Source organism: Novosphingobium rosa NBRC 15208 (assembly GCF_001598555.1).
Classification (GTDB): Bacteria; Pseudomonadota; Alphaproteobacteria; order Sphingomonadales; family Sphingomonadaceae; genus Novosphingobium; species Novosphingobium rosa.
Genome location: NZ_BCZE01000038.1, coordinates 33,501 through 45,970 on the forward strand (window position 1 = coordinate 33,501; position 12,470 = coordinate 45,970).

10 protein-coding genes are annotated in these 12,470 nt (G+C 66.3%); 1 reads left to right on the plus strand and 9 read right to left on the minus strand.

Annotation, left to right across the window (positions count from 1 at the left end; translation table 11 throughout):
* Positions 1–63 precede the first annotated feature (63 nt).
* From SR3_RS15255 to SR3_RS15275, 5 genes are all read right to left on the minus strand, one after another.
* Entirely contained in the window at positions 64–1,311 is a 1,248-nt protein-coding gene (locus SR3_RS15255; RefSeq protein WP_068087779.1) for a ComEC/Rec2 family competence protein, read from the minus strand.
* Position 1,312: 1 nt separating this feature from the next.
* Positions 1,313–3,688, minus strand: coding sequence for a TonB-dependent receptor domain-containing protein (locus SR3_RS15260; RefSeq protein WP_084455604.1), 2,376 nt, complete (start codon positions 3,686–3,688; stop codon positions 1,313–1,315).
* A gap of 90 nt (positions 3,689–3,778) precedes the next feature.
* Positions 3,779–4,774, minus strand: a complete 996-nt coding sequence (locus tag SR3_RS15265) for a FecR family protein (RefSeq protein WP_068087782.1) — start codon at positions 4,772–4,774, stop codon at positions 3,779–3,781.
* On the minus strand, positions 4,719–5,321 hold the full coding sequence (locus SR3_RS15270) for an RNA polymerase sigma factor (RefSeq protein ID WP_068087785.1): 603 nt from the start codon (positions 5,319–5,321) through the stop codon (positions 4,719–4,721). The genes SR3_RS15265 and SR3_RS15270 overlap by 56 nt, the downstream gene beginning before the upstream one ends.
* Before the next feature lie 277 nt (positions 5,322–5,598).
* Entirely contained in the window at positions 5,599–6,084 is a 486-nt protein-coding gene (locus SR3_RS15275) for a cupin domain-containing protein (protein WP_068087788.1), read from the minus strand.
* Positions 6,085–6,181: 97 nt separating this feature from the next.
* On the opposite strand from SR3_RS15275, the gene SR3_RS15280 reads away from it, so the two are divergent.
* Positions 6,182–7,060 (plus strand): LysR family transcriptional regulator, encoded by an 879-nt coding sequence (locus SR3_RS15280; RefSeq protein ID WP_068087791.1) that lies wholly within the window; start codon positions 6,182–6,184, stop codon positions 7,058–7,060.
* Between the two features lie 299 nt (positions 7,061–7,359).
* On the opposite strand, the gene SR3_RS15285 is transcribed toward SR3_RS15280, so the two are convergent.
* The 4 genes from SR3_RS15285 to SR3_RS15300 form a co-directional block, all read right to left on the minus strand.
* Positions 7,360–8,394, minus strand: a complete 1,035-nt coding sequence (locus tag SR3_RS15285; protein WP_068087793.1) for an HlyD family secretion protein — start codon at positions 8,392–8,394, stop codon at positions 7,360–7,362.
* Between the two features lie 10 nt (positions 8,395–8,404).
* Positions 8,405–9,913 carry an MFS transporter gene (locus SR3_RS15290; protein WP_245653938.1) on the minus strand — a complete coding sequence of 503 codons (1,509 nt, stop codon included), beginning with the start codon at positions 9,911–9,913 and terminating at the stop codon, positions 8,405–8,407.
* Between the two features lie 14 nt (positions 9,914–9,927).
* On the minus strand, positions 9,928–11,406 hold the full coding sequence (locus tag SR3_RS15295) for an efflux transporter outer membrane subunit (RefSeq protein ID WP_068087800.1): 1,479 nt from the start codon (positions 11,404–11,406) through the stop codon (positions 9,928–9,930).
* A 180-nt stretch (positions 11,407–11,586) separates the two neighbouring features.
* Positions 11,587–12,426, minus strand: a complete 840-nt coding sequence (locus SR3_RS15300; protein ID WP_084455606.1) for an AraC family transcriptional regulator — start codon at positions 12,424–12,426, stop codon at positions 11,587–11,589.
* Between the last annotated feature and the right edge of the window lie 44 nt (positions 12,427–12,470).

Below are 12,470 nucleotides of genomic sequence, written 5' to 3' on the forward strand. Positions count from 1 at the left end.
TGGAAGGGCGGCTTTGTTGGCGGCTGCCTTCGTGGGCGAGACCATGAGTGTTCCGGAACTGCGTCATGTCCTGACGCTTTTCGCTGTTTTCGCTTCGCCCCGAAAGGTCAGCCTGTCCTGCTCATCCCGGCTGTCGGTGACGAACATGCGGTAGGTGCCATCGGGGCTGACGCGTACCACCACATGGCCCTCGCAGCTTCTGACCTGTGGCAGAAAGCGGGCGTTGACGCTGCGGCTCGCCGGGTCGAGCCGGGTGATGAACACATCGCGCGGCGCCCGTCCACGCCAGCCATTCAGCATCCGCTGGAGCGAGGCCATCGCCGGATGGGTGGCATGCCAGCCCTGAATGACATAGGCATCGGCATCCAGAGCGCGGGTAAAACCGGGCCAGCAGGCATCGAAATAGCCGTGGTGATCCGCCGAGGCGACATCGACCTTGCCCGCCGCCATCACGATGGGGGTTTCCACATCGAGCCATGGGAAGGCGCCATCATGCGTGTCGGCCACCAGATCGCCCCCGGCGAAATAGCGGAACGGGCCGTAATCCAGCACCATGGCGATCGACATATGGTTTTCCTCGGGCGTCGATTCCGTGGTCCATTGCGCGGGCGGAAGCAGAAGATTGCGCGACTGGCCCTCGGCCCCTGTCCATACCCTGCCGTCGCCGCCCACGAAGCGCAGGGTGAAGGCGCCTGCCTTGCGCGGTCGCACCTGCCGCGAGGAGCCGACATGGACCTGTTCCACCCTGCGCCCCGCGCTTTGGCGTGCTTGCAGCCATGCGCGGTGATTGACGGCAAAGGGCGCCTTGATCAGCGGCAGCGCGGCATAGTCTGGAAAGCCCCGGTCGATCACCAGATCGGCGGGCATCAGCGCATCGATCTCGCTCAGCCCCGTCAGCACCACGCCATCGCGTGTGACCGGATCGCCGGGCAGGGGCGATCCGACATGGTCGGGATGGACATGGGTGGCGATGATGGCATCCAGCGTGCCGCGCCCCGCCGCCGCCGCATGGCGCAGCGCATAACGCACCACCCATGCCCCGGCGGAGCGCGACATGTCAGGCCTCGGCGGGGTTGAGGCGGACGGCCCCCCGCGTGTCGCACCGCAGTCGATCAGCATCGTCGTGCCATCCGGGCCGAGGATGAAGGTGGCATTGCCCACGCCGGTGTCGATATGATGGATATCGAGCATCCCTGGCGACCATGGCGGCAGGGTCTCGCCCACAGTCGCGCGGACCGGCGGGCCTGACAGGGCGAACATGCCGCCGCCCAGCAGGCCCCGGATCAGCAGATCGCGCCGCACCAAAGCCATCTCAGTACTTCACCGAAAGCGTGGCCCCGAACGTGCGCGGCGGCCCGAGATATTCCGACAGCACCCCCGAGGTGGAGGGCGTGAGCAAATAGTCTTGATTGGTCAGATTCTTGCCCCAGATGGTCAGGCGCTGATGGCGGTTGGCGGTCTCGAAACCGATCGAGGCGTTGAGCAGGCCGTATTGGGGCACGAACAATTGCGCCTGCTGGGTGGCGCCGGTGTAATAGCCGTCGGTCCAGGCATAGGTCGTGTCGAACTGCAGGTAGCCCTTGCCGCCCACCGGCCTTTCATAGCTCACCGTGGCCGAGGCCTTGTGCGGCGGCGAGGAGCCCAGCGGATGGCCGGTGTTGTTGACCACCCCCGCCACGAAGAAATCGAGATAGGTGGTGTCCAGCCAGGCATAGCTGGCGTTCAGGGTGAGGCCCTTCACCGGATGCGCGGTCAACTCGGCCTCCACCCCGCGTGAGCGGGCCTTGCCGGCATTGGTGATCGTGCCCACGCCGGTGATGGTGTTCTGCACATACTCCTGCTTGTCGGTGTAATTCATCCAGAAGCCCGCGACATTCACCGCCAGCCGGTGGCGGAACCAGTCGCCTTTCAGCCCGATCTCGTAATTGGTGACCTTCTCGGGATTGAAGGGCGTGACGATGGATTTGAGATTGGAGGCTTCGGTGTTGTAGCCGCCCGAGGTGAAGCCCCGCGACCAGCTGGCATAGGTCATGAAACCGGCGCGCGGCTGCCAGGCCAGGATGGCGCGCGGCGTGAACTGGGTCCATGTGTGCGACAGATCGCCGGTGGCGAAGCTGTTGGCGGCGGCGATAAGATCGGTGCTGACCAGATTGCCGGTCTTCCGGTCGGAGGTATAGCGCCCGCCCAGAGTCAGGCGGAAGGCCAGCGGCAGGTTGAGCGTGCCATCGGCAAAGCCGGATATGCTGCTGGTCGTCACGCTCTGACTGGCCAGCCGGTTGGTGGCGGTGGCGCCGGTGATCGCGGCCAGACCTGTGGTGCCCAGCTGCCGGTTGGCGCCCTCATGCAGATAATAGACCCCGGCGGTGAGATGGCCCAGCCGCCATGCCGGGCTTTCATAGCGCAGTTCCTCGGTGAAGGTCTTCACATGATCGCTGTCGTCCAGCACGCTTTGCGAACCGCTGGTGAGATAGCGATAGGTCACGCCGGTCTGCGAGTAACGGTCATGCGAGCGGGTCTCGCGATAGGCGGTGATGGCATGGAGCGAGCCTGCGGTGCCCAGATCGAGATCGCTGTGGTTGGAAACCCCCCAGATATCCCGCTGGAACCCTTGCGCCACGCCCAGTTCCGAGGTGCGGCGGTTGCCGTCCGAGCCTGCCCCCGCCGAGGAAAGCGTGCGCTCGCCATTGGCGTCATGGTTGTAGTCGAAGGAGAACAGCGTTTCAAAATTCTGGTGCCGGGCGCGCAGCTGCAGGCGGGTGTTGATCGTGTCGAGATCGTCCTCGGGCGTGCCGGTCAGGCGATCGTGGCCGAAGCCGTCGCGGCTTTCGCGCGAGACGGTGGCCTTCACTGCCACATTCTCGCTGACCGGGCCGGAGATCATGCCGTCCAGCCCGAAGTCGTTGTAATTGCCGTAAGTGACGGCGCCGTCGAACTCGGTCTTGGTGAAGGAGGGCTTTTTCGTGGTCAGCACGATGGCGCCGCCGGTCACATTGCGGCCGAACAGCGTGCCCTGAGGCCCGCGCAGCACCTGCACCGAGTCCAGATCGTACAGCTTGAACACCGCTGCCGAGGCGCGGGTGATGAACACATCGTCCAGCACGATGGCCACTGGCTTGTTGACGCCGATCTGGGTGAAGGTGTTGGTCGAGCCGCGCACGGCGATCGTCGGGCTGGCATAGTTGAAGCTGGAGACCAGCAGCCCCGGCGTCACCCGCGCCACATCGGAGAGCGCCTGCACGCGCTGCCTGTCGATCTGGTCGGCGCTCAGCACGGTGACGGCCACCGGCACATCGATCAGCTTTTCCGAGCGGCGCTGGGCGGTGACCATGATGTCCTTGTTGCCCGCGCCTTCCTCAGCGCCGTTTCCCGCGGCGGCCGTCTTACGCAGCACGATGGTGGTGCCCCGGTCGGATGCGACCTCCAGTCCGGTGCCCGCGATCAGCCTGTGCAACGCGGCATGGGGCTCCATCGCGCCATGGACCGCATGGCCTTTGAGCCCGGCGGGAAAATCGGCGGGCGCGATCACCTGAAGCCCCGATTGCCGGGCGAAGGTGGAGATGGCCGCAGGCAGCGCCTGCTCCGCAATGTCGAAGCCGCGCAAGCCTGCCTGTCCTTGGGCCTGCGCCTGCGTGGAAAACGCCGCGACGCAGAGAAGCGCGCAAGGCGCCAAAGCGAATTTCGAAATCATCTGTTCCCCCGACCTTGGCTCGATGCAGCTGGTCAACGGTCATAGGATGCAGTCGAGGCAGGCTCCCGCCATTCGCCCGGCAAAAAATTTTCAGGGGCGCGAAATGACCAGATCCGCTCCATGCTGCGTGCAGCTCAGGCCAAGGCTGAGCGCGGCGTCATGGGCAAAACCTGCCGGGTCGCCCGTGGCGTAAACGCCGGAAATATGCAGCCCGGCGATGGAAGCATCGGCCAGCGTGATCTTCGTGTCGGAATAGCGGCTGAACTCCGCAGCGGCCTGCCCCAGCGTCAGCCCCTGAAGGTCGATGCGGCCCTGTCGCCAGGCCATCGCCCCGCTCATCTGCCCGGCGTCGAGCATGGCGATCACCGGGCTGGCGGCGGCATCGACGGTGAAGTCGACCCCCGCGCGGACCTGCCCCAGAACATCGTCCTTGCGCTTCACCTCGACCACGCCTTCGGTGACCAGCAGGCGGATCGCATCGGGCCCGGTGCGGCGCACCGAAAAGCTGGTGCCCACGGCGCGCACGCTCAGATCGCCGACATGGACGATGAAGGGCCGCGCGGCATCCTTGGCGACGTCGAACAGCGCCTCGCCCTCAAGCAGATCGATGCGGCGCAGGTCGCTGGTGATGGCGGGGCGCAGCTGCGTCATGGTGTTGAGCGTGATGCGCGAGCCTTCCTGCAGCGCGACATCGCGCGTGGCGCCCTTGGCGGTGGCCAGCGTGACGGCGTCGGCGCCATCACCCCGGCGCAGCAGCGCAAAGCTGCCGAAACCCACCGCAGAAGCGGCGATGGCCCCGGCGCTCGCAACCATCAGGCGGCGGCGCAAGGGGCTGGCCGGATGGTCCTGCGCCGCCGGGTAATCCTCTCCCAGCGCGCGGGCGCGATCGAGATGCAGATCAACCGCCATGGCGCGGGCATAGGCGCCCGCATGCCGGGGATCGGCCTGCGCCCATTGCCTCAGCGCCGCGTCTTCCTCGTCGGAGAGCGGGGCGCGATCGATGCGGGCAAGCCAGTCGGCGGCGGCCTGTTCAATCTCGGCTGCGGTCGCGCGCGCGCTCGTCTGTTTGCTCGGCTGTCGGTTCATGGCTGTCGGATGGTGTTACACGATGGTGCGCGCCGCGTCCAATGATGTGGCCCAGAACGCTTAGCGCCTTGCCGATGTGCTTTTCGACGGTGTTTTCCGAAAGGCCCATGCTGGCGGCGACCTCGCGCTGGCTCAGGCCGCGCACCTTGCGCAGCACGAAGGCCTCGCGGCGCTTGGGGGGCAGCGTGTCGATCAGTTCGGCCAGGCGGCCCAGTTCCTGCCGCCCCATCGCCACGGCTTCGGGCGAGGGATGGTCATCGGGCACCAGCAAGGCGTCGAATTCGGCCAGCGCGCTGAAAGCCACCACCTTCGATTTGCGCAAGGCGTTCAGGATCACTGATTTGGCGACCTGAAAGAAATAGATGCGCGGGCTGTGAATATGCTCCACCGCTTCCAGCCCGGCCAGAATGGCGTAGCTTTCCTGGATGATGTCGTCGATCTCAAGGCCGGGGATCGCGCGGCGTGACAGCCAGCGGCGCAGCTCCGGCTCATGCGGCAGGATGTTCCGCATCAGCCAGCGGGCTCTTTGCGGTGTCGCCAGCGTCATGACCGGCCTGCCGCGTCGCAAGGTTGCGCGCCATGGCGGTCATCCCACACCGGATAAGAGGAGTTCGCAGCCATCGGCGCCTCTATCGGCAGAATGCATGACAAATTGAAGACGCGCGCGAGAGGAGATTTCCGTCACCGGCGCCGACAGGCAGTGGTCGGCCTCATATCCAGGGCAATCCGATGGGCAGCAGCTTTCAGGGAGCCCGTCTGGCCAGGCCCCTCTGCCACGCAAGCGTTTTGCTTTTACCGTCAGCCTCTCTTTCCGAGACCATGGTTCATGTCTGTGATTTCGTGCCGATCTCGACCGAAATGACCGGTCCCACGATGGCCTGGCGATACTGATGGCAAATGTCCTCAACCTGATCGCGATCATGCGGAACCGGCAGTTGGCCCATCGCCATGAAGAAGCGGTCGTGCCGGGCGGGCGTCGACATCAGGGTCATCCGCGCGGGCGCCGCTGCGAGCGCGACGAAACCGTGCACGATGCCCCGTCCCACGAAGACATGGTCCCCTGCGGAGGCTGACAGCCGATCATCGCCGATGAGGAATTCAAATTGCCCTTCCGTGATCAGAAAGAGCTTGTCTTCCTCGAAGCTTATATGTGCCGGCGCTCCCTGATCGGGCGAAACCTGCATGGCCATCACCGTCATGGGCGCTCCCTCGCCCCCAAGCAGGATGCTGGCCTCGATGCCCGAGAAGGTCGCCGTGGCGCTCGCGGCCAGTTTGCCACTGGTGGACGGGATAGTCTGGTCTGGATTCATCGATCATCTCCGCTGTGTTGTTCGCAAGCCGGGTAGCATCGATGGGGCAGGCGCATTATCCGGCCAATGCTGACCACATCATCCGGAATTCTGGACAATGCTCAAATTGGACCCGCTGCATGCATTCGTGGAGGTCGTGCGGGCCGGTGGTTTCGCCGCCGCCGCCCGCCGCATGAGTGTGCCACGCTCGACGATCAGCCTTCAGATCCAGACCCTGGAGGCGTCTCTTGGCACACGGTTGCTCAAGCGCTCGACGCGATCCGTCACGCTGACCGACGATGGTCGCCAGCTGTATGACCGGGCCTCGTCCGCCATCGAGACCCTGACGGAAGCAGTCGGTTCGATAACATCGCGTCCCGGCGTTCTGAAAGGGCTGATCCGGATGACCGCTCCGGCTGACTTTCCCACCGATCCGCTCGCTGAAGCCGTGGCGGCTTTCAGTCAGGCCCATCCCGAAGTGCGGTTCGAGGTGACCTTGTCCAACGCCACGCTCGATCTGGTTGCCGACAACATTGACATCGCGATCAGGATCGGCAGCAGCGGCATGGACACGGTGGAACGGCGGTTGACCGACATCGATTGGTGTTTCTGCGCGGCTTCGGCATGGATCGACCGGCATGGGGAGCCCAAACACCTTGACGATGTGGCGGCCTTCATTGCCCCGCCACCGCGCTTGCGCGGCTATCTGGAGCGTGCGGTTCTGGGCGGCGCAGCTCTTCCTCCGGCCGCGATGGTGATCGACAGCCATATCATGGCGGTTGATCTGGTGCGGCGTGGGGCGGGCGTTGGGCTGGTGCCGGCTGGTTTGATCCAGGGCCTTCTCGCATCGGGAGAGGTCAGGCCTGTTCTGAAGGCCACGATCTGTGCACGGACCCGGCTGGTGATGGCTTTTCCGACACGTGCCGACATGGTTCCACGGGTCAGGGCCTTCGCGGATCGGCTGGCGGAGGGCTTCGAAAGGCCGACAACCCCATAGCCGACAGCGGCCAAATCCCGGCGATGGGGCAGGCGATTGCACCTTATCACCTTGCGAGCGCGCTTGCCCTTGCCATCAAACGTGTCGCGGCGTGACGGATTCTCGGTTGGTCCAGAAACCGGCGCCATATCCGGTGTAAGGCATTCCAAATCTGGTTGCCTCGTATGTGCTGGACCGTCGACTGTTCAGGGCCACCAAAGATTGACCGCTTCTGGCGACCCCATCCTGCCCGTTGAATGGCGGCTCCCGACCTCACTCCGGCCAGTCCCGGGCAGGCAAACCGAGCCGGCAGCCTGTCATCAGCTTTGCGTTCGGACTGTGGGCACCACCGACATGCCCATGCGCAGCCGGTCCAGCCCCGGTTGCGCGGGATCGATGGCGATGCGCACGGCCAGCCGCTGGGTGATCTTGGTGAAATTGCCCGTCGCATTTTCCGGGGCGATCCCCGCAAAGGACGCGCCCGAGGCCGGGGCGATGCTCTCGACATGGCCGGTGAAGGTGATGCCGGGCGCCGCATCCAGATGGAAGGTGGCGCGCTGTCCGGGGCGGATCCGCGCGAGCTGGGTCTCACGATAGCGCGCCTCGATATAGGCCAGCGCCACCGGCACCACCGCCATCAGCGACGTGCCGGACTGGACATAATTGCCCACCCGCAGGGTCCGCTGGCCGATCACCCCATCCACCGGCGCGCGGATCTGCGTGTAGGACAGGTTCAGACTGGCGGCATCGACCGCCGCGCTCGCACGAGCGACAGCGGCCTGTGCTTCCTCGATCTGCGCGCGCAGGATCGGCAATTGGGCGCGGGTGGCGCCGTGGCTGGCGGAATCGCGGCGGCTGGCGGCTTCGTCAGCGGCAAGGCGCGAGGTGGCCTCCTGCTGCTCCTGCCGACTGGCCGAACCGTCGCTGGCCAGATCGCGATAACGGCTGGCATTGGCCTGCGAGAGCATCACGGCGGCGGCATCGACCTGCGTCGTGGCGTGGGCCTGGGCGATCACATCGTTCTGCCGCGCCAGCTGGTGGCGCAGGCTGTCCGCCTTGGCCTGCGCGGCGTGAAGTTCGGCTTGTGCGGAGGCCAGCGCGACCTTGAAGTCGCGGTCATCGATCACGGCCAGCAACTGGCCTTTGCGCACGGCCTGATTGTCCGTGACCAGCACCTGAGCGATCTGCCCGGCGATGCGCGGCGCGACGGTGCTGGCATCGGCCAGCACATAGGCATCGTCGGTGGTCTGTTCGGCGGCGGCGCCTTCCTCATGGGTCGCGGCCCAGGTCGCGCCCATCAGGGCGGTGGCGATCAGGCCGCCCAGGGCGGTTTTGGCGGGCAGGGGCATGGGCATGGCAGGTGTCCTAGGCTGTCTTCGCGGGAGGGGGCGGGGGAACATGTTTGAGCAAAAGGGTCGGCACGATCAGCAAGGCCGCCAGCAACGCGGCCAGCCCATAGGCATCGGCGATGGCAAAGGTGACCGCCTGCGTTTCCGCCGCGGCGGGGAGGCCGGGCAAGGCAAGGCGCCCCGCGCGGTCGGCGATGGTGGTGAGATGGCTGGCCGTGCCCGTCACCAGCAAGCGTTCGACGATGGCGGCGCCCAGCACGCTGGCCAGCGTCTTGAGCGTGTTGATCAGGCCCGAATAGAGCGAGCCCTCGGCCGGCGAGACCAACGTGCTCACGGAAATATAGAGAAAGGGCACCACCGCCAGAGGCTGGCCGATCATCTGGCAGACCTGCGCCAGAGCGAACTCGCGCACCATCCAGCCATCGGTGACCTGCATGCCCAGCCAGCAGGAGGCGGCGATCAGCGCCAGCCCAAGGGCAACGACATGGCGTGCATCGACCCATTGCCGGTACAGCAGGGCCGACACCAGGGGCGCCAGCAGGATTTGCGGCAGGCTGATGATCAGGCCGATCGGCGCGATCTGCAGCGGGCGGAAGCGCTGCACCTCGGCCAGATGCGCGGCAGGCAGCAGGGCGCTGGCGATCACCACGATCAGAATGCCCATGAACAGCGGGAGGCCCAGCGCGAAATTGCGCCGCCCCACCATCTGCAGCTTCATGAAAGGCTGCGCGTGATGCCATTCGCTCAGCACGAAAGCGGCGATCAGCGCCACGCTGGCAACGCAAGCGCCCAGAATCAGGGGGGAATGGAACCAGTCGAGCCGCTCTCCCTCTTCGGCCGCGAAAGCCAGCAGCATCAGGCCGAGCGGGCCGGTGACCAGACCGGGGGCGTCCATCTCCTTCAGGCGTTCGGGGCGCACCGGGTCTTGCGGAATGCCCCAGAAGACCATGCCCAGCACCAGCACGCCAATGGGCAGCACCTGCCAATAGGTCAGGCGCCAGTCGCTCCAGCCGTCCATCCAGCTTGCGGCGAACCACAGGGCGAGATTGGGCGAGAAGGTGGCCGTCAGCGAATAGAAGCCCAGCCCCTGCAGCTTGATCGCCGGCGGCAGAAAGCGCAGCGCGGCACCCATCAGCAGGGGGATCATCGCCCCGCCCGCCAACCCCTGCAGGGCGCGCAAAGCCAGCAGCCAGCCGAAGGAGGGCGCCAGCGGCAGCAGCAGGGCGCAGAGCAGGAAGATAACGGTGATCGCCAGATGGAACCGCCGCAGCGAGAAGGTGGCGGCAAACCATGAGGCAACCGGCATCGCCGCCAGTTCGGTCGCCGCATAGACCGTGCCGAGCAGATGGGCATCGTCGCCCGCAAGCCCGCGCGCTCCGGCGATATCGGTCAGGGTGATCCCGGTGACCCGGTCATTGAGGCCGGACATCATCGCCGCGATCAGAATGCCGCACAGCCCCGTCCCCAGACGCCAACCCCAGGCCGGGGCCGCAGGCGCCGAGGGTGGTGAGGCAACACCGGCCATGGACGCCGCCGCGCTCATGCCGGGGGAGGCGTCCAGCCGCCGCCCAAAGCCTTGTAAAGCGCGGTCAGCGCCACGGCGCGGTCGGTGCGCGCCTCGATCCATTCGGCCTCGCGGTCAAGCCGCGCCTGCTGCGCCACCAGCACCGCGACATAGCCTGTCGCCCCTGCGCCATAGCGGCGCTCGGAGACATGGGCGGCGATGCGGCTCTGCTCGACACCGGCGCTTGTCGCGGCGAGGCGGATGTCGGCGGTGCGCAAGGCTTCCAGCGCATCGTCGATCTCATGCCAGGCGCGCAGCACCGTGGCGCGGTAGCGCAGCGCGGCGACCTGCTGTTCCGCCTTGGCGAGTTCGAGCCGCCCGGTCAGGCGCCCGCCCTGAAAGATCGGCAGCGACAGCACGGGCCCGGCGACGAACTGGCGGGCATTCCACAAGGGCAGATCGGACAGGGCCAGCGACTGCAGGCCGAAACTGCCGCTCAGCGAGACGGAAGGGTAGAAATCGGTCCGCGCCACGCCGATCCGCGCGGTGGCGGCATGCAGCGCGGCTTCGGCGGCCTGAATGTCCGGACGCTGGCGGGCGAGATCGGAGGGCAGACCGGCGGGAAGGCCGGGCTGTGGTGTATCGCCGGGCCCGGCGGGGGACGCCAGCATGGTATCGAGGCCATGGGGTTCCAGACCGGCCAGCATGGCCAGGGCATTGCGGGCCTTTGCGGCGTCCCATTCGGCAAGGGGCAGGCGGGCCTCGATCGCGGCCAGTTGCGTGCCCGCCGTGGCGGCATCGAAGCGGGTGGCCGCACCGCTGTTCAAACGGCGCTCGGCAATATGCTGTCCGGCGAGAATGGTCTGGCGGTTGTCGCGCAGGATGGCGAGCCGCGCCTCCGCGCCGCGCAGATGCATATAGATGCGCGCGACCTCGGCACTGAGCGAAACCCGCGCCGCATCGCGTGACAGGACCGCCTCTTGCGCATCAGCGCGGCTGGCCTCACGGATACGCCGAGCCTTGCCCCACAGGTCAAGCTCCCAACTTGCATCGAAGCCTGCCTGAAACAGGTCGTAATCATTCGATGTGTCGGTGGGCGATAAGGTGGTGGTGCCGAAGGGATCGGTGCCTCCGGCGGCGGCGGGTGATGGGCTGCCTGCCCCGGTCAGCGCCAGAATGCCCTTGGGGCTGGCCCTTTCCCGCTGATAGGAGCCGCCGGCCTGAACGCGCGGCAGGCCGGCGGCGCCCGCGATGCGATATTGCGCGCGCGCGCTCTCGATGCGGGCCGAGGCCTCGGCCAGATCGAGATTGCCTGCCAGGGCGTGCTGCTCAAGCCGATCGAGCACGGGATCACCGAAGGTTCGCCACCATGCGGCGCTGATCGCGCCTCCGCCCCGCAGCATGGCCTGAGCCGAAGCGTTGGTTGCGGCAGGTGGCGTGAGGGCGGCATGCGGAGCGGCATCGGGGCCGAGCGTGCAGCCGCTCACCGTCAGCATCAGGGCGGGCGTCAGCATGGCACATAGGCGCATGGCTCAGGTCCGGGCCCGGCCGGCGTGGTCATCGTGGAAGCGAAAGGTCTGGTTTTCCAGCAGCATGATGGCGAGTCCGTGAGAGTGCGATGCAGCACGCTCTAGACCCGCAATCGCCGCCCGGATCGCGGCATCAAGACAAATTATCGTTCAATTTCGCCAAAATCAGGCGGGCATGCCGGTGTGCGGCAGATATTTCTCGCTGCGTGTCAGATAGCGGCTTGGCGAGGTGCCAAGGATCTTGCGGAACATGGCGATGAAGGCGCTGGGGCTCTCATAGCCCAGATCGAAGGCGATATGCTGCACGCTGACCCCGCGCGCGAGCCGCTCAAGCGCCTGCATGATCTGGAACTGCTGGCGCCAGCGAATGAAGGACATGCCGGTTTCGCTCAGCACAAGGCGCGACAGGCTGCGTTCGCTCATGCCGATGCGCTGCGCCCAACTGCCGGGTCCGGCGCGATCCGCTGGATCGGCGGCCCAGCCGTCGATGATCCGGCGCAGGCGGTTGTCGTCCGGCATCGACAGATGCAGTCGCTCCACAGGCGCGACAGCCAGTTCGTTGAGCATGGTCTGGATCAGCGGCGCGGGCGGTCCAGTCTCATCATAGAGCGGCGGCAGATGGGACACGGCCCGGATCAACTCGCGCAGCAGCGGCGAGATCGCCAGCGTGCAGCATTGCCGGGGCAGGGCGCCGATCAGCGAGGCGTCCATGAAGACCAGATATATCTCGACATCGCCCATGCAATGCATGTCGTGAACCTTGCCCGGCGGAATCCACAAGGCGTTTTGCGAAGGCACCAGCCACAGCCCGCTGGCCACCTCGCAGGTGATCAGCCCCTTGACCGAGAGCAGCAACTGGGCGCGGCGATGCGCGTGAGGAGGTTTTTCCCAGCCATGGGTGATGACCATGGCCGAGAGAGGGCGTTCCAGATTGTAATCCTCGAAGGCGGTTTCCGGGTCGATGCTCTGGGTGGTGATGAGGCCTGGGTCGGCTTGGTTGGTCATGGGTGCTTCGTCGATCGTATCGTCTGGGGCCTGGCAATATGGTC